General features: G+C 33.4%; 24 protein-coding genes. 19 read left to right on the top strand and 5 right to left on the bottom strand.

Annotation, left to right across the window (positions count from 1 at the left end; all coding sequences use genetic code 11):
- Nucleotide 1: 1 nt before the first annotated feature.
- The 3 genes from H6622_00895 to H6622_00885 all read right to left on the bottom strand — a co-directional run bounded on the left by H6622_00895 (nucleotide 2) and on the right by H6622_00885 (nucleotide 2,100).
- A complete protein-coding gene (locus H6622_00895) occupies nucleotides 2-739 on the bottom strand; it encodes an ATP-binding cassette domain-containing protein (protein ID MCB9060061.1) in 738 nt (245 codons plus the stop codon).
- A complete protein-coding gene (locus tag H6622_00890) occupies nucleotides 739-1,542 on the bottom strand; it encodes an ABC transporter permease (GenBank protein MCB9060060.1) in 804 nt (267 codons plus the stop codon). Before H6622_00890 ends, H6622_00895 begins: the two co-directional genes overlap by 1 nt.
- A 66-nt stretch (nucleotides 1,543-1,608) precedes the next feature.
- A complete protein-coding gene (locus H6622_00885; GenBank protein MCB9060059.1) occupies nucleotides 1,609-2,100 on the bottom strand; it encodes a hypothetical protein in 492 nt (163 codons plus the stop codon).
- Nucleotides 2,101-2,338: 238 nt separating this feature from the next.
- On the opposite strand from H6622_00885, the gene H6622_00880 reads away from it, so the two are divergent.
- From H6622_00880 to H6622_00810, 15 genes are all read left to right on the top strand, one after another.
- The gene (locus H6622_00880) at nucleotides 2,339-4,987 is read left to right on the top strand and encodes a hypothetical protein (protein ID MCB9060058.1); all 2,649 of its coding nucleotides are present in this window, start codon (nucleotides 2,339-2,341) and stop codon (nucleotides 4,985-4,987) included.
- A gap of 35 nt (nucleotides 4,988-5,022) precedes the next feature.
- A complete protein-coding gene (locus H6622_00875) occupies nucleotides 5,023-5,958 on the top strand; it encodes a sigma-54-dependent Fis family transcriptional regulator (GenBank protein ID MCB9060057.1) in 936 nt (311 codons plus the stop codon).
- Nucleotides 5,959-5,962: 4 nt separating this feature from the next.
- On the top strand, nucleotides 5,963-6,370 hold the full coding sequence (flgB, locus tag H6622_00870; GenBank protein ID MCB9060056.1) for a flagellar basal body rod protein FlgB: 408 nt from the start codon (nucleotides 5,963-5,965) through the stop codon (nucleotides 6,368-6,370).
- A gap of 7 nt (nucleotides 6,371-6,377) precedes the next feature.
- Complete coding sequence (flgC, locus tag H6622_00865) at nucleotides 6,378-6,815, top strand: flagellar basal body rod protein FlgC (GenBank protein ID MCB9060055.1); 438 nt, start codon at nucleotides 6,378-6,380, stop codon at nucleotides 6,813-6,815.
- A 9-nt stretch (nucleotides 6,816-6,824) separates the two neighbouring features.
- Nucleotides 6,825-7,187 carry a flagellar hook-basal body complex protein FliE gene (fliE, locus tag H6622_00860; GenBank protein ID MCB9060054.1) on the top strand — a complete coding sequence of 121 codons (363 nt, stop codon included), beginning with the start codon at nucleotides 6,825-6,827 and terminating at the stop codon, nucleotides 7,185-7,187.
- 19 nt (nucleotides 7,188-7,206) lie between these two features.
- Nucleotides 7,207-8,895 (top strand): flagellar M-ring protein FliF, encoded by a 1,689-nt coding sequence (gene fliF / locus H6622_00855; protein ID MCB9060053.1) that lies wholly within the window; start codon nucleotides 7,207-7,209, stop codon nucleotides 8,893-8,895.
- Nucleotides 8,896-8,908: 13 nt separating this feature from the next.
- The gene (gene fliG / locus H6622_00850; protein MCB9060052.1) at nucleotides 8,909-9,946 is read left to right on the top strand and encodes a flagellar motor switch protein FliG; all 1,038 of its coding nucleotides are present in this window, start codon (nucleotides 8,909-8,911) and stop codon (nucleotides 9,944-9,946) included.
- Nucleotides 9,947-9,958: 12 nt separating this feature from the next.
- A complete protein-coding gene (locus tag H6622_00845) occupies nucleotides 9,959-10,768 on the top strand; it encodes a hypothetical protein (GenBank protein ID MCB9060051.1) in 810 nt (269 codons plus the stop codon).
- Nucleotides 10,761-12,137 carry a FliI/YscN family ATPase gene (locus H6622_00840; GenBank protein ID MCB9060050.1) on the top strand — a complete coding sequence of 459 codons (1,377 nt, stop codon included), beginning with the start codon at nucleotides 10,761-10,763 and terminating at the stop codon, nucleotides 12,135-12,137. Before H6622_00845 ends, H6622_00840 begins: the two co-directional genes overlap by 8 nt.
- Entirely contained in the window at nucleotides 12,134-12,586 is a 453-nt protein-coding gene (gene fliJ / locus H6622_00835; GenBank protein MCB9060049.1) for a flagellar export protein FliJ, read from the top strand. Before H6622_00840 ends, fliJ begins: the two co-directional genes overlap by 4 nt.
- Complete coding sequence (locus H6622_00830) at nucleotides 12,583-13,131, top strand: hypothetical protein (protein ID MCB9060048.1); 549 nt, start codon at nucleotides 12,583-12,585, stop codon at nucleotides 13,129-13,131. Before fliJ ends, H6622_00830 begins: the two co-directional genes overlap by 4 nt.
- Before the next feature lie 22 nt (nucleotides 13,132-13,153).
- Nucleotides 13,154-14,530 carry a flagellar hook-length control protein FliK gene (locus H6622_00825; protein MCB9060047.1) on the top strand — a complete coding sequence of 459 codons (1,377 nt, stop codon included), beginning with the start codon at nucleotides 13,154-13,156 and terminating at the stop codon, nucleotides 14,528-14,530.
- 8 nt (nucleotides 14,531-14,538) lie between these two features.
- Nucleotides 14,539-15,402 carry a hypothetical protein gene (locus tag H6622_00820; protein MCB9060046.1) on the top strand — a complete coding sequence of 288 codons (864 nt, stop codon included), beginning with the start codon at nucleotides 14,539-14,541 and terminating at the stop codon, nucleotides 15,400-15,402.
- Nucleotides 15,389-15,805: a flagellar protein gene (locus tag H6622_00815; protein MCB9060045.1), complete on the top strand. Its 417-nt coding sequence runs from the start codon at nucleotides 15,389-15,391 to the stop codon at nucleotides 15,803-15,805. The genes H6622_00820 and H6622_00815 overlap by 14 nt, the downstream gene beginning before the upstream one ends.
- A gap of 117 nt (nucleotides 15,806-15,922) precedes the next feature.
- Nucleotides 15,923-17,203, top strand: a complete 1,281-nt coding sequence (locus tag H6622_00810; GenBank protein ID MCB9060044.1) for a flagellar hook protein FlgE — start codon at nucleotides 15,923-15,925, stop codon at nucleotides 17,201-17,203.
- Nucleotides 17,204-17,269: 66 nt separating this feature from the next.
- Here the strand turns inward: H6622_00810 and H6622_00805 are convergent, their stop codons facing one another.
- Together H6622_00805 and H6622_00800 are read right to left on the bottom strand one after the other, a co-directional pair.
- Complete coding sequence (locus H6622_00805) at nucleotides 17,270-17,500, bottom strand: ferredoxin (protein ID MCB9060043.1); 231 nt, start codon at nucleotides 17,498-17,500, stop codon at nucleotides 17,270-17,272.
- Nucleotides 17,501-17,509: 9 nt separating this feature from the next.
- Complete coding sequence (locus H6622_00800) at nucleotides 17,510-18,976, bottom strand: SurA N-terminal domain-containing protein (GenBank protein MCB9060042.1); 1,467 nt, start codon at nucleotides 18,974-18,976, stop codon at nucleotides 17,510-17,512.
- A gap of 181 nt (nucleotides 18,977-19,157) precedes the next feature.
- On the opposite strand from H6622_00800, the gene mreC reads away from it, so the two are divergent.
- From mreC to rodA, 4 genes are read left to right on the top strand one after another with little or no spacing between them, the layout of a single operon-like run.
- Complete coding sequence (mreC, locus tag H6622_00795; protein MCB9060041.1) at nucleotides 19,158-20,042, top strand: rod shape-determining protein MreC; 885 nt, start codon at nucleotides 19,158-19,160, stop codon at nucleotides 20,040-20,042.
- Nucleotides 20,039-20,566 (top strand): hypothetical protein, encoded by a 528-nt coding sequence (locus H6622_00790; GenBank protein MCB9060040.1) that lies wholly within the window; start codon nucleotides 20,039-20,041, stop codon nucleotides 20,564-20,566. Before mreC ends, H6622_00790 begins: the two co-directional genes overlap by 4 nt.
- 6 nt (nucleotides 20,567-20,572) lie before the next feature.
- Nucleotides 20,573-22,549 (top strand): penicillin-binding protein 2, encoded by a 1,977-nt coding sequence (gene mrdA, locus H6622_00785; GenBank protein MCB9060039.1) that lies wholly within the window; start codon nucleotides 20,573-20,575, stop codon nucleotides 22,547-22,549.
- Nucleotides 22,542-23,654: a rod shape-determining protein RodA gene (gene rodA, locus H6622_00780; protein MCB9060038.1), complete on the top strand. Its 1,113-nt coding sequence runs from the start codon at nucleotides 22,542-22,544 to the stop codon at nucleotides 23,652-23,654. Before mrdA ends, rodA begins: the two co-directional genes overlap by 8 nt.
- The last annotated feature ends 3 nt before the right edge of the window (nucleotides 23,655-23,657 follow it).

Genomic DNA, 23,657 nt, shown 5'->3' with positions numbered 1-23,657 from the left:
CTTAATACCCCTCGTTTGAAATGAACTCTTTTATGATTGGATTTTTTTCGTTTAAAAAGGCATCGGGTGTGTCGTTGAAAATAACTTTTCCACTATCCAAAACGACAATTCGATCACAAAAATCTATTGCTGCAGGAATTTCATGAGTGACAAAAATTGAAGATTGTCCCAATTTTTTTAAATTTTTCATTATATGAATAACATTTTTTGCATTTGCTGGATCTAGTCCCGCAGTGGGTTCATCATAAAGAATAATTTCTGGATTTAAGATCATTGATCTGGCCATTCCAACTCTTTTTCTCATTCCTCCTGAAAGATCAGAAGGCATGAGATATTCTTTTCCCGCAAGATCAACCATCTCTAGCATTTGAGAGACTTTGTTATTAATTTCTACTTGAGACATTTTTGTATGCTCGTAAAGTGGATAGGCGAGATTATCGAATACATTTGATGAATCAAATAAAGCACCACTTTGAAACGAATATGAAATTTTTAATCTATAAGGAATTAACTCCACCTCATTTAAATTGTCTATCCTTTCATCATGATAATAAATCTGGCCTTGATCAATTTTTTCGAGTCCTATTATTGATCGAAGAAGTACACTTTTTCCAGTTCCAGATCCTCCGAGTAGCCCTAGACTTTCACCTTTTTTTACGTGGAGGGAGACTCCTTGATGAATGTGATTATTTCCAAAACTTTTATAGACATCTACTAAGTTTAATATATTTTCTTTCATTACTGTAACCAAAATAGAAAAAAGAGTTTGCTTAAGAAAAAATTGGTTATAAGTATAATGATTGAACTAATAACAACAACGTAGGTAGTAGATTCACCAACACCTCTCGTCCCATCTTTAGTTCTAAGCCCTTTATAGCAGCCTACAACAGCGATAATTCCTCCAAAGATACTTGTTTTAAGTAAACCACTTGCGAAGTCATGAATCTTTACGATTTCAATGACTTTGTTTATGTAAAAGGGTGGAGGAATTTGAAATTCACCGTTTGCGATGATTGCTCCACCAACTAATCCTAAAAAACCTGCCAATCCTGTTAAAAGAGGAAGGGAGATGACAGATGCCCAAAATCTAGGGACAACAAGTACCCGTATGGGAGAGGTTCCCATGGCCCTAATTGCATCAACTTGTTGATTGACATTCATTGATCCAATTTCTGCGGCCATCCCAGAACCGATTCGGCCGGCAACGAGAAGAGAGGTGAATATAGGGGCCATTTCTCTTAGAATTGATAGAGAAACAATCCCTGGTACATAAAGTGTTCCTCCAAATTTTGATAGTCCATAACCAAAATTTAAAGTCATAACTGTGCCCATTGCAAAGCCAATGACAACAGTGATTGAAATCGATTGGACTCCGAGAGAGACGATCTGTTCAATAACTCGGTAAAAATAAAAGGGTCTACTAAAAGAGCACTTTAGAATATCTAGAAAAAGATAAAATAGTTCACCGATAAAATAAAATAATCTTAATAATCTTTTTTTGAGATTATAAATGGGAATATCCTTAGTGGATAATATCTGCATTTGAATTTCCTCATTATTAGATATTTGTTCTATTTTACGAGGGGACAGAAGGTGAGTATAGGTGAATCAAATTGCCATATTTTCTACGTAATTAAATAAAGCTGGAGAGTCGTGTTCTAAAAATTCCAAGCTAGTACTTATTAAATAAGCATCATAGATGCAATAATTTTTGCGAAATAAAATTGTTTTTACAAATCTGCGCTCGCCATCGACTTTGATACTAACAGTTAATATAGATGCGAGTACTTGATGAATTTTATCTTCTTTTGTTTCAATAATTTCCTTTTCTACTCCAGAGAACATATTGTCCATAAGTTGTTTATGATCAGAATAGTTGTATTTTTTACACAGACTATTAATGACAACAATTGATTTTGATTCGTTATTTAAGTAAGCGTAATCACTTCTGCCTTTTTCAATGGGAATCCAATTTGAGCTTGGGGATCGTTTTATACTAAGTTGTTTATCTTTAAAATCGGCAGGGTCATCACTTAGCAAAAAACTGCAAGATGCTGAAATTAAGAGGAAAAAGAGGGGTAGGAAAAGAGCTTTTTTCAACCTTATGGTCTCCAAGTTTTAATTCAGTTATTCATCGGCAAATTATGCCTAAAAGCTGAGAAAAATTCGAAAATTTGAAAAATTAACAAAAGTGTCAAAATATTGTTTGGAAAAAAATTCCTTAAGAAAAATTTTCCTTTTAAAAAACTTAAATGCGGTTAGAATATACTTGTGAGACCTTTGTCAGGATGCACAAAGGGCTTAAGAATAAAGTGAAACAGGAAGTTTCTCTCTTATGATGAGTATCAAAAAATTGACATTCAATTTCACAGCTTGTCTGTTCATGTTTCTCTCTATAGAAACTTTTGCCTCCATAGGAAATCAAGAAGAGTACAATACACATTTAAGATGGAAGTTTAACTTCGATAAGGACTTTTTATTAATTGATAAAAAAAATGATGTCCTAGAAATCAAGTCCATCAAAACTGATATAATTAGTTCTGTTTATGATGAAATCAATAAGTTTCAACTGGTTCCAAAATATATAAAATCAATCAATAAAGTAATCTCAAATAATGAGTCCAAAACACAATCAATAATAGTCAAACTTACAAATGAGGCCGTTGATGTATTTTCATTTTATAGGAAGGGTGAAAAATCTTATGTGCTTGATTTTTGGATAGATGAAAAAAAAGTATCTAAGGTAGAAGCAAGCATTAAAAAACAAGATGAAAAAAAGATTGTAGAAAAAGTGGCACTTCCTACTATCACGGAAAAAAAAGAAATCCTTCTAAAAGAAAACTATAAAGAATATCCAAGAAAGCAAAAAAATGAAACACATCGGGATTTCCGATATGGGGGTCCCTTTGTATGGGATTATGAACCACTATCACCTGATCCTAAAATAATTGTAGATGTTATAAGAAAAACACCTGAATTTTTTTATCCTATTAAAAATAGAGAGTACACACAAAGTGATATGGAATCTCATCTACAGCTTACAATCAACTTGTATCGAAAAGAAAAATATGGATTAATGTATAACTCGATCAACATGTTTAACGAAAAATATAATTTTGCGGATAGAGATTTTACTGAATATTTAAAATCAAATGCAATCTTAAGAATAAATTTCAAGACACCAAATAATGCACAAGAGAAAATGGGGATTACAATGCTTAAAAGCATTGCTGCTAGAACGCAAAATTATGATATGAAAAAAGGAATTTTGAAATATTTATTAAATTACGATATTCATAAGCAAGATTATGTGAGCGCCTTAAAAAATTCAAAAAAACTTTTTGTCATTACTAGAAAAAGTTTTGACATTGAAGAATCAGAATATGCTTCTAGGATGATCTTGTTTAATTTAGGAAAATTGAATCAAATTTCAAAACTTAAAGATCTAATGAATGATAAGATATTCAAAAAAATAATAAGTAAACAAGAGTTTTTGGCCTATCAAAGTTATGCACTTTTGAAAATGGATGATACTAATGAGCTAATTAAATTTTATGAATCACAAAAAAATAGTATTTCAGGGGAAACATTCGCTTCAATATATTTCAATGTAGCTGAAGCATATTTTAGAGAAGCTAAGTATAATGAAGCAATTCCATTGTTTGATAAATTTATTAAACACTACTCATATACAACAAAGAGTGAAGAAGCGAGATTGAGAATAGCTCTTTGTTATGAGTTTTTAGAAAAACCGATATTAGAAACTACAGAATTATACAAAAATACAGTTAATAGATCGCAGAGTAATCAAATAAAAACGGAAGCAATCTTAAGATATATTGCTATAACAAATTTAAGAAAAATTGACTTAACTAATGATGACAAGCAGATAAGAACCTTTTTAAATTTTGAAAAAAATAACACGAAAATCAAAGACAGAAATATTTTAAAACTATTATGGTTGACAAGATTAAGGCTTTTTATAATAGATCAAAATTATAATGATGCTTTAGCGTATTTAAATATCATTCCTGTTGATTCAATGATTCCATCTGAAAAGAGAGTTTTTGAGGCAGATGGAGCTGAAATTGTTTATGGACTGATAAAAAACTCATATGAAAAAATGGATTATGCAAAAGTATTAAAAGTATGGGAAATTTATAAAACAAAATATATAAATAAGGTGGCCCTCGATCCTGTGCTCAATAATATTGTTGGAAGATCGTACATAAGAATGTCTTTATATGAAGGTTTAGAAAGGTTGATCTCAAACCTCAAATTAGATTCTGTCCAGTCAGTTAAGACCTATCCAATTTGGGTTAAAAGAGAAAAAACTCAGAATTTTGAAAACATTATTAATGAACTTAACTTGGCCAAGCATCTTGCTTTGAAGAATTATAAAAAAGTAGAAGAAATCTTAGAAAAAATGGGAAATCAGTACAAACAATATTTCTATTATAAAGGGCTAACTGAATTCAATAAGAAAAATTATAAAGAAGCTATCAAAAACTTTGAAACATTCTTAGTAAAATCAGACAAAAATATATTTAAAGATCCTCAAGAATCAGCAGACTTGTTATGGGCCTATACAAACTCATTATATGAGTTAGGTGAGAGTGAAAAATTTAAGAGGTCAGTTGATGCACTTCTAGAAGATATGTCTGAATATCAAAAGAAAAATCCTTACATAAGAAATGTAAAAGAAAGAGCACTATATTTAAAATTTGAAATGGTCTATTCAGAAAATAAACCTGATCAGAATTTGGTCTTGGAAAAAGATATAGCTAAATTTTTAGGAGATGAACCCAAAACTATGTACGCTGATCGATTGAATTATTTGCTCGGAGTAACATACATACGCAATAAAAAAGACGAGGAAGGTAAGAAATTATTTAACAATTTACTCGAGAACGCTTCTACTTCATCTTATATCAAGGAAATGGTGAAATCAGAAATCGGTCTCATGAAAATAAAAGAAAAAATATAAGGCTCAAGGATTGAGTTATATTGACAGGAGGTCAAATGGAAACAATTAATTTAGAACTTTTTGGGAGAGATCAGAAAATTCAAAAGTCCATCAATATGGCCAAGAATATTTCTGTATCGAAAGCTACGGTGCTTGTTGTAGGTGAAAGTGGAACAGGTAAAAAAACATTGGCGAAGTTTATCCATCAGCAATCAGCACGAGCTACAAAAAAGATTTTATTTTGTGATTGTTCTCAAGATCCAAAGACTGTAGAGAATTTAATTCTTGGGTATAGAGAGGAAAATGGTAAATTTGTTAGAGGTGTCTTAGAAGATGCAAACGGTGGAACGGTTGTTTTTTCAAATGTTGATGCACTTGATGAAGATTTTCAAAGAAGACTTCACAAAATTCTTTCTGAACTAGAAGATTATGATATTGATGTGAGATTAATTGCAACAACTACAAAAAATCTTTCCAAACTTGTTGGTTCTGGTAGATTTTATCGCGGTCTGTATACTCTTATTTCATCAAACCAAATTACACTTTCTCCTTTAAGAGATAGAGTTGAGGATATTGAAATATTAATTCAGAAATTCTTAGTAAGAAAATCAGAAGAGTTAGGTGAGAATCTAACAATCAACAGAGATACATTAACGAAAATGATGTCTCACTATTGGACTCACAATATTAAAGAACTTTTTTCTGTACTCGAAAATACTGTCAATAATATGGAAGGATCTGAAATTAACGATGAAGTTCTTTCAATTGGAGATAAGAAAACATCTGAAACATTTGAAGATGAGGAAAACGAAGGAATTCGTTTGATGTCTTTGAAGGAAGCAGAAAAATTATTAATTAAAAAAGCATTAATACATACAAGTGAAAATAGAACTCAAGCTGCAAAAATTCTTGGTGTGTCTATTCGAACACTTAGAAATAAAATTAATGAATACAGAAATTCTGGAAGTTCATATTTTATTAACTTAAGGTAATAAAATGAAAGGTGATAGTGTCACACTAAAAACTCTGGCCATGGCGATTAAGTATAGGCAAATGAGGCAAGAAATCCTGTCGGCCAATATTGCTAATGCTGAAACGCCTGGCTACAAAACTAAGCGCCTCGACTTCGAGGATGCACTTGCTGATGCTATCGATGTAGAAGATTTGAAACGTATGAATGTGACCTCCGATAAACATTATAACGTTGGGAGTGGAGGGTTTGATACTCTCTCTCCTGAAATTTACGAAGAAAGTAATGGTATTGTTTCTGAAGATGACAATAATGTCGATCGTGAAAAAGAAATGGCCCTGATGGCCGAAAACAAAATTATGTATGATGCAACAATACAATTATTGAACAAAAAAATTGCTCTCAAAAAATACGCGATAAGCACAGAGAGGTAGGTGATTTATGGATTTATTAACGACTTTAAAGATTAGTGCCTCTGGCCTGTCTGCACAAAAGAAGAGAATGGCCGCAATTTCTTCAAATATTGCTAATGCACAAGTCTCAGAAACAGTTGAAGGTGGGCCTTACAGGAGAAAAGAAGTTGTTTTTGGATCAGAACCGGCCAGAGAAAAATTCTCAGATATTTTGGAAGGTGAGATAGATAGTCTAGCGCAAAAGGTTCACGCTACAGATGTGATTTCAACAAATCGTCCACCAATTTTAAAATATGAACCAAGTCATAAGAATGCAGATGAAAATGGAATGGTTGCCTATCCTAATATAAATGTGATGGAAGAGATGGCCAATATGATTTCAGCTTCACGAGCATATGAAGCTAATATAAATGTTATGAACACAACTAAAAGTATGGCGCTAAAAGCGATGGAAATAGGAAGATAGGAGTAATATATGGCAGTCGAAACTATAGGCCAATTTAATAATATGCTTAACAAGTTTGATTCAAAATCATGGATTAAAAGTGCTGAGCTTGGGCAACCTATGTCTTCTTCTAACATAAAAACATTAAATGAATTACGTCCTGGCGAAGATCGAAAAACATTTGGTGAAATGTTGGCCGGAGCAATTGGAGATGTTAATGACCTCCAATTAAAAGCTAATGAAGCGATTCAAAAACTTGCAACAGGTAAATCAAAGGATATCGCAGAGACGATGTTAGCTGTTGAACAAGCTGAGATTGCTTTCAAAACGATGAATCAAATAAGACAAAAAGTAGTTGATGCATATAAAGAAATCATGCGTATGCAAGTGTGATTAAGTCAGGAGGACTGTCTTGCAAGATTTTTTAGAAAAAGTATTTCGAAATTTTTTAGAGTTCTACAATGGACTTGAAACCATTAAAAAAATAGCGGTGATCATTTTGTCTGCCATTATTGTTGCAATAATGGCATCCATTATTATTTGGACGACTAACACACGCTTCAAAGTACTCTATGAAAACTTGAACGATGATGATGTTGCTGTTGTCGTGAAATTATTAAGTGATGCAGGAGTTGAATATAGAGTGAGTGATGATCATGCAACAGTATTAATTCCTGAAGATATGATTGAAGTCATGAGATTAGAATTAGCTAAAAAAGATGTCTCTTTCAGCGGTACAGTTGGATATGAGGTATTAGATAATCAGTCATTTGGTACTTCAAGTTATGTTCAAAAAATAAATCGACAAAGAGCACTTGAAGGCGAACTTGTTAAGACCATAAAGTATATAAAGGGCGTTAAAAGAGCTCGTGTTCACTTATCAATTCCCGAATCAAGTCCATTTGTTGCTGACAAAAAGCCACCAGGAGCTTCTGTCGTTTTAGAGGTTGATAGGGGGGTGACATTAACATCAATGGAAATTAAAGGTATCCAATCTTTAGTATCTTCATCTGTCGATGGAATGAGACCCGAACATGTCGTAATAGTTGATAGTAGAGGAAAGCAGCTTTCTGAAAATATTGGCGATGAATTAACTGCTTACACAGCAAATAGGTTAGCTTTAGAATCTAAATTAAATAAACAATATGAAAATCAAGTAGAGGAGATATTATCAAAGGTCGTAGGAGAGGGAAAAGTTATAGCTAAAGTAGCAGTAAATCTTGATTTTACGCAAAGTGTGTCTACAGAGACCGCTTATGATCAAGAAACTGCGGCCATTGTATCCGAAGTATCAAATTCTCAAAAGATAAAAGGTTCTAGGCCTTCTCCACAAGGGATACCCGGTGCGAGATCTAATTTACCAGGAGAGCAACCTCAACCAGGTATTCCTGAAACTAGAAATGATGTAGATAAAGAACTAAAGACAAAAAACTATAACATACCTTCAAAAGTTACAAAAAGCTCACGTCCAACTGCAACTGTAAAGTCATTAAACGTGGCGGTAATGGTTGATGGGAAACATGTACCTACACTGGATGAAAATGGCAATGCAATGATAGGTGAAGATGGAAAAGCTGTTAACAAATATGAACCATGGTCAGATGCAGATCTGACAAACTTTTCAGCAATTGTGGCCTCTGCTGTAGGGATAGATACTAAGAGAGGAGATAAAATTGTTATAAAAAATATGGAGTTTGCTCAAGAAGACTTGGCCGCAATAGATGCGTTAATGAGAGAAAGAGAAAATAGAGAACTTATCAGAAACGTCGTGAAGTATTTGGCAATTGGTCTGACGATAAGTTTGTTTTTCTTTTTTGTTGTTAGACCCTTTGTTCAATGGATTACAGATAATACGGTTGAGTCTGTTGAGGACTTTTTACCTAAAACTTTAGAAGAGTTAGAAAAAGTTCAGGCCAATCAAAAACTTCCTGGTCTTGAAGACGCTCTACCTCAGATTGAGGAAAAGCTTAATCCAGAGAAAATCGAAGGAAATATGCTTCGAGAAAAAATTATTTCACTTGTTGATGGAAATCCTGCAAAAGCAGCACAAGTTTTACATGAAATGATTCATTCAACTGAATCAGATAAGCAAATAGCTTAAAAAGGAGAAAGAGGTGGCCTCAGATTCAAGTTTAGATCCAGACATTGAATATGCTCTACTTTCAGGACAAGAGAAGGCCGCGATCCTTTTAAGTTCCCTTGGAGTTGCAACGACTCAATTAATTTTTGATCATATGCGAGATAACGATGTAAAACGTATGATTAATGCTATGGCCAATATTGATAAGGCCCCGATTTGGATGATTAAAAGAGTTCTTGAAGAATTTTATTCACATCTGAACGAAGATGCTGCATTACTCTTTTCTGATAACCGAGGTCGAGACTTCATCATTAATGCATTAGGTGAAGACCGAGCAAAACAACTTCTTGGTCAAATCGTAGATGTTGGGACAACTATTACTCTTGAATCATTGGAGCTTGTTGATACAAGAACTCTTGCAAACTTCCTAATTAATGAACATCCTCAGACAATTGCTCTTATTGTTGCACATTTATCCAGTGAAAGAAAAGTTGATGTTCTTAGAAGACTACCAGAAGGATTGCAGGCCGAAGTTGTTCTTAGGGTTGCCAATCTTGATTATGTTTCCCCTGAACTTATTGCTCAACTTGATGATGTTCTTAAAACAGAACTTTCAACTCTTGGATCAATCGATACAAATCAACTTGGTGGTGTTGAGCCAATTGCGGATATGTTAAATCAGATGGATAAAAACTCTGAGAAAAACATCATGTCTAGGGTAGAAGAAAAAGATCCAGAACTTGCTGAAGAAATCAGAAAACTTATGTTTGTGTTTGAAGATCTTATTTACGTTGATGATAAAGGTATACAAAACTTACTTAAAGAGGTTGACCAACAAAAACTTGTTATTGCAATGAAAACAGCTCCAGAAGAAATCAAAATTAAGATGTTCAGTAATATGTCTAACAGAGCAGCTGAACTTCTAAAAGAAGACCTTGAAGCACTAGGGCCTACAAAACTATCTGATGTTGAAAAGGCGCAGGCCGAAATTGTACAAAAATGTAAAGATCTCGAGTCTCAAGGTAAAGCATTTATTTCTCGAGGTGGAGGAGATGGTGACGCTCTTGTTTAATAAGGAGAACTTATGGCCCAGAATAAGGAACATTTTAAAGTATCTGACTACGAGTTTAAAAATTTTTCACTCTCTGCTTCCGAGGAAGATCTTCTCCTTTATGAATTTAAAGATTTAAGTCAAATAAGTGATTTGAATAATAAAGTTGAAGATAAAGTTCTTAAAATTGAAAGAGAATTTGCCAAAAAATCTAACTTTGAAATATCTCCAATAGTGCGAGAATTTAGAGGTTTAAATAGACAAGAGTCAGAGGAAAAAGAAAGAGAAATTAAATACCGTGTTGAAAAAAGAGTTGCAGAAGTTCAGCAGAACGCTTTTAAATTAGGCCAAGAAGAAGGAATTTCTCAGGGACGTAAAGAGGTAATTGAACAGACTAAATTACAAACGGAAGAAAAACTGCAAGAATTTGCTGACATGATAAATTTTATGCGTGATCAGCGTAATGAAATTATTGATCGACAAAAAACAGATATTTACAAAATTGTCAAAGATCTCACAAAATGGGTTATTTTAAGAGAGTTAAAAGATGATGATAATTATCTGCAAAGACTTCTGGAAAAACTTATTCTTGAAATTCAAACAAAATCTGATTTAATTGTTAAGGTAAGTAAAGATCACTTCGAAAAAATGCCTGAAGTGATACAATCAATCGAATCAAAATTAGGACAGTTGCCAAACTTGAGAGTTGAGATAGATTATGATCTTGAAGGCCATGGCATGATTCTCGATTGTGAAAATGGAATCATAGCAGCTACTCTTGATGAACAATTTAAAAGTATCGATAAACTGTTTGAATCTCTAGGAATAGTTGATCATGAGTAATTCAACACCAGAATTAAATTTTTCACCTATTCGAAAAATATTCGAATCATCAGTTCCATTTCAAAAAATTGGAAAAGTCGTCTCAGGAAGAGGACTGGTTTATAAAGTCAATCTCCCCAGGGCCGTTATTGGTAGTAATGTAGAATTCATAACAGAATTTGGAGATGTATCCTTAGGTGAAGTGGTTGGTATTGACGGGAGATCTTGTGTTGCCATGCCATACGACGATGTTTCAGGAATAAATTCTCAGACTAAAGTTTATTTAAAAGATCTAACAACTTCAATCAGTGTAAGTGATTCCTATTTGGGCCGAGTAATAGACTTTTTAGGAAATCCTATTGATGGGAAAGGACCGATTGAAAAATCTTCTGTTGCAAGAAATATTTTTGGGAGTAGTCTTAACCCTCTTGATCGCCCACCAATATGTGAGCCAATAGATACTGGAATTCATGCAATAAATTGTTTTGCCACTGTTGGTAAAGGGCAACGTCTATCAATCCTTGCTGGATCTGGGGTTGGTAAGTCCGTCTTATTAGGGATGATTGCCAAGAATACAGAGGCAGATGTTAACGTGATAGCTCTCATTGGAGAGCGGGGAAGAGAGGTTCTTGAATTTATTGAAAATGATCTGGGTGAGGAAGGTTTAAAAAAATCTGTTGTAGTTGTTGCTACAAGTGATCAATCATCATTAATTAGGATGAAGGCCGCTTATGTGGCCACTACAATTGCCGAATACTTTAGGGATCAAAAAAAAGATGTTATCTTAATGATGGATTCTGTCACCCGTTTTGCAATGGCCAGTCGAGAAATAAGCTTAAGTGCCGGAGAACCGCCTGGTCAAAAAGGTTATACTCCAAGTGTATTTGCAAAACTTCCCAAATTGCTTGAGCGGGCTGGTACCAAAAGAGGAAGTGGGACTATCACGGGAATATACACCGTTCTTGTCGAAGGAGGGGATATGGATGAGCCTATAGCCGACGCTGTTAGGGCCATTGCTGATGGACATATCATCTTATCCCGTGATTTAGCATCTCGAAATCATTTTCCCGCTATTGATATATTACAATCACTTTCCCGGGTCATGACTAAGGTTGTGACAAAAGAGCATCGAATTGTATCATCTCATTTACGTGATCTTTTGGCGTCATATAAGGAAAATGAAGATCTGATAAATGTAGGTGCTTATGCAAAAGGTTCAAACGTTAAAGTGGATAAAGCTCTTGTTATCTATTCAGAACTTATGAATTTGATGAGACAAGAACAGGGAATGTCTGAACATTTAGATTTGGAACAACTGTATGAGGAGATGGTTGAGTTAGCTAGAAAGGCAGAAAAAGCAATTAATCCAAAAAGTTTGGATGATGAATGAAAAATTATAAATTTAAATTAGATGGATTATTAAAACTTCGAACATTTCGAGAAAGAGAAAAAAAGATAGAACTTGGAAAAATTGTGGGTGAAATTGTACAAACAAAAGAATTGATAGAAAAAATAAAATCTGAAATAGAAGATGCTTATATTTCCCAGGAGAAATCAACTGCACAGAGTACAACAGGGAGTGAATTACAATTTTATTCAATGTTTATCAAAGGTAAAAATAAACATCTTGAAAATGAAAGGGCCCATTTAGATGAGCTTAACGAAAAATATGAAAATAAACTACAAGAATTGATGTTTGCTAGAGGGGAAGTTAAAGTAATTGAAAATATGAAAGAAAAAGATTTTGTTAAGGCCAAGAAGAAGTATGATAAAAAACAGCAAGAAACACTTGAAGAACTGGCCCAAATTGTTCGAGAACAAAAAAGGAAAATACTATGAATATAAAAGTCTTATTTTTGATGCTTTCAATTTTTCCCTTTTCTTCATTCTCACAAGACAAGGAAGTGCCGAAAGAAAAAACATTTACTCAAAATGAAGTGAATGAACTTATTGAAAAAGAATATGCAAAGAGAATGAAAAAAATTGGTAGAGGAAAGATAATACAATTTTCAAATGAACTCTTGGAAAAAGAAAAGAAAATTGAACTTCAAGAATTAGAAATAAAAAAAAGAGAAGAACAACTTAAATTAAATCTCACAGACCTGCAAAATAAGATCAAGTCTTTTCAAGATAAACAAGCATCAGTCTTAGGTTGTATAGATGAAAAAGATAAAAAAGTTGAAGGAAGAATTCAGCATATGGTGACAATTGTTTCAGGGATGAGACCTCAAAATGCTGCCGATGTCCTGTCTGTACAAGATCCAGATATTTCTGTAAAAATTTTAGGACTGCTTGATCCAGTTAAGGTATCGAAAATATTCAATGTCATGGATAAGGAAATATCTGCCCGACTTCAAAAGCAGTATATGACTATGAAAAGATAGAAGCTAAGGAGCGCTGCGTTTAATGAGTAATCAAAACATGCCCAACATTCAAAATACAGAATTATTTTTAAAAAATAATTTACTTCCTGCAAAAGGATTGAAGGCACAAGGTAATATTGAAGAAAAATTAGCACTCTTAGGTGAAGAAGAGCAATCGATTGAAAAGCTCTTAAATTTGCCAGAAGGTAAAACATTTGGAGAATTACTTAAAAATGAGTTCACCTCAGAAGAGGTTTTGTCGGGTATAACTAATGCTCAACCTGAATTACACCCTCAAGTAACAAGCGTTCCTCTTAATATTGATAATATTAAAATTGGGCCAAAAGTTGAGAAGAAAAATAATATTGCTGAATTTGTTCAACAAGTTAGCTTTCCAAAGAGGAAGAACGATTCAAATCAACTGATGAAGGGGCAAGAGCAATTATTTGCAAATAATGTTGGACTAAATAAATCAATTGAGCAAAAAAATGGTAAAGGCGAAGTACAACCTCAGTTAAATAGTTTAGAGAAAATGTTTTTAGGTGAAAATAAAATTTCTAAAAATAATTCAAACATTGAATTTACAAAAGATCAAGCTCGAACAATATCTTCTGTGGATATGAAAAAAAGAATTAATCCAGAATTTGCACAAATTAAAAACAGTTCCAATACTCCAGTAAAACTAAAATCGGATAAGTTTGTCAAAACTTTAGAAAACAAAAATATCTCTATGCCTTCAGTGGAAAGGTATTCTCAAAATTTTCAGAGTATAGATACAAATTTTATTAGGCCAGATTTTGCACAAAATGAAGTAAAAAAGACTCTACAAGGTAAGGAAGAATTAACTCTACCTAAGGCAAATCATAATGTTGATTTTCAAAATGTGGGACTTTTCACAAATCCACAAACACAAGTAAAAACATCAATTCTAAATGATAAAATAAGCATGGCCAAAACTTTAGATCTAGATAATGTTTCATTTACAAATGGACAGGATGAAATCATTGAAGAGATTTCAAAATATATTAAGAAATCAAAACTAGAAAATACTCCAGAGTTAAGTTTAAAAGTACACGATAAAGATTTAGGAAATATTGATGTAAAAGTTATAGGTCATAAAAGAGATGAGGGACTTCATATTGAGATTCTTTCTAAAAGAGCAGAGACAAATGACTTTTTTAGGAAAAACGAAGCATCATTGATAAGGGACTTATCAGCAAATGGAATAAAAGTTTCAGATATTAAACTTATGACAGTCTCGAGAGATTTTGGAGAAAATTATCTTGAAAATAAATCCCTTGCTGGAGAATTTTCCTTCAATGGAAATGACAAAAGTATGGGGCAAAGAGGACAAAGAGAAGATTCTCAGCGTAGAAGAGATCTCTGGCAACAGTTCCAAGAAAATAGGAAGTATGCATAATGCCTGGAATGGGACGGCCCGTAGGGGCAATAAACAATAGCTTTAAAAATATTAAGATGGCCCAATCATCGTCGAATGAAAAGCAAACAGATATAAAAGATAAGCAAAAGTATTTGAATCAAATTACAGGGTATAAAGAGAAGTCAAACTTTGTTGATGCAAAGACTCATAACAAAATGGGTAAGGATGAATTTTTAAAACTCCTAACTTTTCAATTGCAAAACCAAGATCCAGTTAATCCAATGGATCAAAAACAATTTGCTTCTGATCTTGCACAGTTTTCTCAACTAGAACAATTGTCAAATATGAATAAGGGATTTGAAAAACTAAATAGTAATGGGCCAGATGAAAAGAAATTTTTTGCAGCATCTTTTTTAGGCAAAGAAATACTCACTTCTGGAAGTAGTATCCAGTTAAACAATGATACAACAAATTTGGATATTCCTTTTTCTCTCCCACAGAATGCGAAAAGTGCAATCGTACGAATTTATGATTCAAAAAATCAACTCATTCAACAAATAGAGAGAGACAACTTATTTAAAGGGCAAAATGTTGTAAGTTGGGATGGAAATCAATCAGATGGGGGTAGGGCATCATCTGATATTTATCGCTATGAAATTCATGCATGGGATGATCAAAATCAGTTTTTCAGAGGAGAAACCAAGGCCACTGGAATTGTAACAGGTGTATACTTTGATGAGAATGGTGAGACTATACTTAAAGTAGACGGGAAAAAACGTGTAAATCTTAGAGATGTTGACGCCTTTAATGTTCCGAGTCATAATAAAGCTGATGCTAACGCTGTACAGGGAAAAAATGTTAATAAACAGGCCATGAATATTTACGAGAATCAGGCGAATGGGAAACGATAAAATTTCAAATCTATTGGTGCCGAATTTATCTCATTTAAATGGGAAAACTAAAGCACTTCAGGGAAAGCTTGATGAAAATGTAAAGTTAGATGAGTTTAAAAATCTTCTTTCAAAGGAAGTAAAAAATAAAGATAAGAGTGGAACTGAGGAGATAAAACTTTCAGTACATGCGGCAAAAAGAATGCAAGAAAGAAATATTGAAATAGATTCTCAAGAGTTTCTCAAACTTAATGAGGCACTTGAAAAATTAAAAAATAAAGGGGGAAAAGATTCTTTAGTCATTACAAACAAAGCGGCCTATATCATTGATGTAAATAATAGCACAGTGGTAACAGCATTAGAAAAAGACAATATGGCCGAAAATGTAATTACTAAAATAGATTCGACTATGATTATAAATTAAAAGGTGAAGTGATAAAGGTTGGTCCTTTCTGGAAACCTTGCTTAAGTCAGTCGTTATTTAAGCAAAAATTTCACTTTTAAAAAATATGGTATGTATTTTTTTGTCTAGGAGGGACAAATGGGAATTTTAAGCTCTTTTAACATTGGGGTATCTGGTTTAGCTGCCTTTGGTGACAATATGACAATTATTGGTGACAATATTGCCAATGCTGGTACATATGGGTTCAAGGGTTCTCGAGGAGAGTTTCAAGATGTTCTGGCCAGATCATTAAAAGGAATAGATGGTGGAGATCAATTTGGTGCAGGTACGAAATTGTCTCATATTAAATCTATATTCACTCAAGGTAATATTGCTAGAACTGAGAATATTACAGACTTAGCTATTAACGGAAATGGTTTTTTTCAAATTGATGCGCCTTTTGGGAGAGGGTATTCAAGAGATGGTTCATTTCATTTTGACAAAGAAGGCTTTCTCATAAATGGGGATGGTTATAATGTGATGGGGTTTGCTGCGAATGATGATGGAAAAATCACAAATAAAATGGAAAAAATCAAACTTGGAAATACGACGATTCCAGCTTCAGCAACTAAGGAAGTTAAGGTTTCAATGAATTTAGATTCAAGGGCGAATACTCAGGAGTTCAATATTGAAGATCCTGAAAAAACTTCTGAATTTAATACGACAATAACTGTTTTCGACAATGTGGGAACAGCGAGGCTTGTAACTGTTTATTTTAACAAAACTGAAAACAATACTTGGGAATATCATATTGCAGCTGATGGGAAAGATGTTCAAGATGGTGAACAAGGTAAGATGTACGAACAGGCAAATGGTAAGTTAATATTTAACGACAAAGGTGTGTTACAAGAGGAGCAACCAGGAAAGAACGAATTTAATTTTAATAAAGGTGCTGCTCCTGATCAAAAAATTGAAATTAATTTTGGTAAGTCACTTGCTGAAGGTGGAGATGGTCTTGATGCTTCTACACAGTATGGTTCTCAAACGGCCATATCTAGACATACTCAAAATGGTTTTAGTGCGGCAACATTAACATCACTTTCTTTTGATGATTCAGGGGTTCTGACGGCGACTTTTGACAATGGTGAGGCCAGGGATATTGCACAGATTGCAATTGCCAAATTTGAAAATAATGAGGCGCTTTTTAAAATGGGTAAAAATCTTTTTAAAGAGTCTAAGAAGTCTGGTCAAGCTGCTATGGGAAAACCTGGTCAATCTGGTCGAGGACAAATATTTGCTAAGTCAATTGAACTTTCAAACGTTGACCTTGCAACGGAATTTGTTAATTTAATGACGGCGCAGAGAAACTTTCAAGCTAACGCAAAGACGATTACGACAGCAGATCAAATGCTTCAAGAAGTTTTACAGATTAAGAGATAATATTAGTGATATTTTTCATTAAAAGGGGCCTGATTTCTGGCCCTTTTTTTTAGCTAAAAAAGAAGACTAACCATCATTTCCAATGGCCTCTACAGGGCAGGCGGCAAGTGCATTTTCACATTCTTCAGTTTCTTGTTCTGTTGAGGGTTGAAGTTTTACAAAGGCATGCCCATCTTCATCATTCATCTCAAAAAATCTTTCGGCCTCGGCCACGCAGGCATCACATGCTATGCATTGGTCATCAACGTAATATTTTCCTTCAACGTTATCTTTGAATTTATTTGCTTTGTCGGCCATACGTACTACCTAATCTAAAAGTCCACGAGTTGTTTTTATAGATGTATTTTCTTTGAGAGTTTTCATAATTTTATCTTGCAATTTTCTAGCTAATGCAAAACTTTCAGATGTTTTATCACCTTTATTCTCAACGGTTTTTTGAGATCCAGTTGAAATAACTAGATATTGATTTATATCTTTAAACTCTAAAACTTGATTAGGAGAATTGAAGATTTGATCAAGTTTTTGATCTTCTAAATTGATTTTCCCTTTAAGTCCATCTATTGCATTAATTTCATTATTGCTCACATGAGTAAGTTTATATTTTGCAATGATTGTGGATAGATTTTTTTCATTTTTAATATTTGTTTTAACGTCTGAAAATATTTTTTCAGCTAAGGTATTTTTCTCATTGGTCTTCTTTTTTTGTATCAACTCTTTTGAAATTTCTGCTCTATAATCTTCAAATTTTGCATCCTTTTTGTCCTTCTTATTTCTCACATAAATAATGTGAGTTCCGAACTGAGTTTTAACAGGGGAAGAAATTTGACCTTTTGGGGTTGAAAAAGCGACTTTGTCAAACTCAGGAACCATTCTACCTCTTGGAAACCAATTTAAGTCTCCACCATTCTTTTTACCTGAAGGATCCTGTGTATTTTTATTCGCAAGTTCTGCAAAATTTTTGGTATTTAATTTTTTGAGCAAGTCCTGAACTTTTTTCTCAAATTCACTGTCGCTTTCTTTATCTTTTTTCAAAAGAATATGTGAGGCCAAAACTTCTTCAGCTTGATCATATTTTTGGGACTTTCTTTCATTGAAAATCGATTTTGCTCTATTTATATTTGTTTCATCTTTCAAAAATTCTTCAATCTCTTTTGGAGTCACCTCAATATATGTTTCCAGAGAATTAAGGTTAATACTGACAGCATCAATTGGTATAACGGTGTTTTTAAGTTTTGAAATTGTTGTTTCATATCCTTTTGAAATTGGGACATTATCAAGCATTTCTTTTACAAGTTTAACTGATAAATCTTCTTTCATCGTATTTTCAAATTCCTGTGTTGAAAATTGATTTGCATTTAAAAGATTTTTGTACAAGTTGATATCGAACTGATCATTTGTTTTAAAATAAGGTAGGTTTTTAATTTCTTCTTTTATCTGTTCAGAACCTGGAGATATCCCCATATCATCAGACAGGACAAGAAAAAGTTTTTTTGAAATCAATGACTCTAACGCACTTTCTCGTATTCCAAACTTTTTGATCTGGACTGAAGAAAGGGATTTCCCTCCTGACATTTGGGTATAGAATTGGATTCTTCTATTAATTTCAGAGTTGAACTCGCGACCTGAAATTTGATATTTACCTACACTGGCCACGTTATTTACTGTAGGGCCAAATCCTGTTTGATAACCAGTAAACATAAAACCAACAATGATAAGTCCAATAAATATTTGAACGATAATGGCAGAAGTTTTTTTCTGAAATGTATTCGACATAGTTTCCTCTTTACTAATCATTTTGTCCATGGAGGTTAGCATTCTAACGATGTGTTCGTAAAGAGATTCGCTATTGTATTGATATTGTTTTTCTAAGCGTTAAATTAGTCTATTTATTGGCAGTTTCTAGAAAGTCAGTTACTCTTTTATGAGTAAGATTGATCCGATAAGGTAGGCAATTTTGAAAATCGTTCAAGATGAAAGTTCGAGGCTGAAATTAGGAATAAATATTGTAACAATATTGATTTCACTTATTGTTGTTATGCGCCATAACAATGTTGTAAAGGAAACTTCTCTCTATGAGCGTTTTATCATTGGTTTATTTGCACCAATGCAATCCAGTGTAACTATGATTGGAAAAAAATTCGATTCAGTATTTGATCGCTATTTGGCCAATATGAATGCTGTTGATGAAAATTTAAAATTAAAAAGTGATATTGCGTCAATGCGTGAGCAATTGTTTACCCTAGATGAACTCCAAAAAGAAAATAGACGATTGAAAGATTTAATGCAGTTTGGTGAAGACACCAAATGGGAGAGAATTCTTGCGCAAGTCGTGGCCAGAGATTCGTCTTCAAACTTTAAAATGATTCGAGTTAACAAAGGACTCACTCATGGGTTGAGTTTACAATCAGCTGTCATAACAGCTGATGGTCTTGTGGGCCATGTGTATAGGTTATCAGACAATTATGCAGATATTCTCACAATTCTTGATCAAAATAACAGAGTTGATGTTCTCAACGAAAGATTAAGGGTTCATGGCATTTTAGAAGGTGATGATGATATATGCATTATGAAATTTGTAAAAAGAACTTCTCAAGTTGGACTGAATGATAAAATTATTACCTCTGGACTTGGTAATATTTATCCAAAAGGAATACCTGTTGGAAAAATTTCCCATATTGAACGTGAAAGTTATGGGATTACTCAATACATTGAAGTTAAACCATTTGTAAATTTTAGTGGATTAGAGGAAGTTGTCATTTTAATTCCTAAAACCAGGCCAGGGCTGGCACAAGAATGGGAAAACCTCGGAAAAACAAACTTACAGGATGAGAGTAAATGAGACTTAAGCTAAAAGATGTTGCCTATTCTTTATCTATTACTATTCTTTTATTAGTTGTCATTGAAGTTCTTACAAGTGCGCTCTTTCCAATGCTTGGACTTGTCAATTTTAGAATGCCGGTAAATATTTTAATCATTCTTTACATTGCACTCAAAGTTGAAAGTCCCTACACAGCATTATTTGTTTTTTTGATTCAGATATGCCACTCTGTGTTCTCTATTGAAACATGGGCACTAGGAACAACTGCTGGAGTGATCATTTGTATGGTCATTGAATATCTAAGATATATGATACATTTAACAAGTGCAGTTGTAACAGTGATGGTGGCCTTCTTTTTTCAAATGGCCTGGTTTGTAATAGTTTCGTTTTTAGTTTATTTAAAAAATAAAGACTGGTCATATGTTTCTTCGCAGGCCTGGAATTTTTTACCAGAAAGTATTATATTGGCCATTTTAGCACCCTTATTTTTTCTCTTACTTGATAAAATTTGGACTGGTCGTGACGAGGGCCTATTGGCAGGATAATAGAATATGTATGGAGATGACGACCTAGTTAAATCCCATAAATTTAGGGCCGATTTAATTGGAAATTTAATTTTGGCCTCTTTTGCAATTGTATTGGCCAGGCTTTGGTATTTGCAAGTTTATCAAGGAGCTCTTTTTTACCGTGTTTCAATAGATAATCGATTGCGTAAAGAAATTGTTAAGGCCCCAAGAGGAATGGTTTTTTCAAGAAATAATCAGTTGATAGTTAATAATATACCAAGATTTGATGTCGTCATTACTCCACAGTATTTACAACAAAAGAAAGTTACCTTAAGGAAGCTCGCTAAGATTTTAGACATCCCCTACGATTATATTTTAAAGGAGTTACAGAAAAAAAGTACACAAGCAAGCTATAGGCCAGTCATTATTAAGAAAAATATTTCTCAAAAAGAAGTCGCTATTATTGAAACTGAAAATTCTAAGCTACCCGGAGTAAGTGTTACAACATTTATTTCTAGAGACTATCTTGATAAAAAAGTTGGTGCTCATATTTTAGGATACACTCGTGAGATATCAAAATCTCAACTACCTCAATTTAGAAAAAGAGATAACTATGACTACAAAATTGGAGATTATATTGGTCAAAATGGCTTAGAAGAAGAGCTCGACAAATTATTAAGAGGCGAGGATGGGCATCAATTTATGGAAGTAGATGCTAGTGGTAGGATGAAGCGAGTATTAAATTCAAATAATATTTTTAAAGGAATTAAAAATCTTGATATTCGTCCAGGAAATAATATTAGATTAACAATTGATCGTGATATGCAACTAGCTGCCTATAATGCACTCGAAGGGAAAGTTGGTGCTGCAGTTGCTGTAAATATTCATTCAGGTGAAGTATTGGCCATGGTTTCTAGGCCATCCTTCTTACCTTCAAATTTTTCAAAAGGCCTAACTCCTCAACATTGGGAAAAACTTAGAGATGACAAAGGAAAACCACTTCTAAATAGAACTGTGCAAGGAACTTATGCGCCAGGATCAACTTATAAGGCCATTACTGCAATTGCAGCACTTGAAGAGGGAATTATTGATTTAGATACAGAAGTGAAGTGTACTGGAAAAATGAGACTTGGCAGTAGGCCCTATCATTGCTGGAAAAAATGGGGACATGGGAAAGTAAATATAACGAAGGCCATAAGAGAATCTTGCAATATATTCTTTTATAAAATTGGGAGCAAAATCGATATAGATGTTCTCTCAAAGTACGCAAGACTTTTTGGTTTAGGTAGCAATACTGGAGTCACATTACCAAGAGAAAAAACTGGTCTTATACCTTCCAAAGAATGGAAACTTATGCAAAGAGGTATTGAGTGGCAACTTGGTGAAACTTTATCATGTGCAATAGGGCAGTCATTTGTTTCTGTTACACCTCTACAATTGTCGCTTGTTTATGCGGCCATTGCTAATGGAGGCAAATTGTATCGCCCTTTTTTAGTGAAAGAAGTATTTTCTAATTCAGGAAAAATAATTGAAAAATATGATAAACAACTTGTTAGGGAAGTTGAAGTTTCTGATAGAACTTTACAATTAGTTAAAGAGGGCCTCTATCAAGTTGTAAATAATCCAAAAGGAACAGCTTGGTGGCAAAGAGGAGTGGGCTTACATATGGCCGGAAAAACTGGAACTTCAGAAGTCATCAGACATTCAGTTGAAAATAAATACACCAAATGTGAAGAGTATGATTATGAATCCAGGCATCATGCAGTTTTTGCGGCCTATGTACCAGTTGAAGATCCTCAGATCGCGATGAGCGTTGTTGTTGAGCATGGTTGCCATGGTAGTAGTGGAGCAGCTCCGGTAGCAAGAGAAATGGCCAAAGTTTATATGGAGAAATATATGCCTAAGCTTCATGAAAAATTAAAGGAAGAAGATAGGGTTGTAATGAATAAGTTTTGGGCCGAATGGAAAAAGAAAAAAGAAGAAACTAACAAAGTAAACGAAGAAGTTGGTGAAGATGAATAGTTCTTTTATTATAAACCTTTTAAAAAAATATGATTTTTCATTTTTTGGGGCATCATTTTCGATTTTTGTGATTGGTGTTTTAAATTTATATTCAGCCACACATGCTTCGGCCTCAGTTAATTTGTCAAATCTCTATAAGACTCAACTCATTTGGTATTTTGTGTCATTAATAATTGGATTTGCAATAAGTTTTATACGCCCTAAAAATTTTTTTAGATATTCATATGCAATCTATGGACTGAATGTTTTCCTTCTTATTTTGGTTTTAATTATGGGCCATGAAGGTATGGGAGCTCAGAGATGGTTAGTTGTAGGTAAGTTTAGAGTACAACCTTCAGAGTTAACAAAGATTGCAATTGTTCTTGTACTAGGAAGGTGGTTTGTTAAAAATACTCCTGAACGTGAACTAGGTTTAAAAGAACTCGTTTTTCCTGCCATTATTGCCTTTATTCCCACCATTTTAATAATTTTAGAGCCTGATTTGGGAACTGGGTTACTCATATTACTGATATTTTTAGTGATGGCCTTTTATAGAAAGTTGAAATGGAGAACAATTCTTATATTGGGCTTTGTAGGTCTCATAACAGGGACGTTGATGTATAATTTTGGACTTAAAGACTATCAAAAAAGAAGAATTATAACTTTTGTTAATCCTGATTCAGATTCAAAGGGCTCTGGGTACAATGCCATTCAGTCAAAAATAGCAATTGGTTCTGGACAGTTTTTTGGAAAAGGTTTTAAAAAATCTTCACAAGCATCCTTAAATTATTTACCAGAAAACCATACGGATTTTATTTTTTCAATTTATAATGAAGAACATGGATTAATAGGTTCTGTCTTATTGATCATACTTTATATTTCATTATTTTATCGATTTATATGGCTCGCAAATAATGTTCCTCATTTTTACAACTCTTTAGTTTCGATTGGTCTAATGAGTATATTTTTCTGGCATACTTTTGTGAATATGAGCATGGTTATGGGATTAATGCCCATTGTGGGATTACCCTTGCCATATATGAGTTATGGAGGTTCGAGTTTACTCACGTTCAATCTTTGTTGCGGTATAGCGACGTCTATTAGCAACTCTAGAAATCTATTTTAATTT

Source organism: Halobacteriovoraceae bacterium (assembly GCA_020635115.1).
Lineage (GTDB): Bacteria > Bdellovibrionota > Bacteriovoracia > Bacteriovoracales > Bacteriovoracaceae > JACKAK01.
Note: the sequence above shows the minus strand (reverse complement) of the source record. Positions and strands in the feature narration are given on the sequence as shown.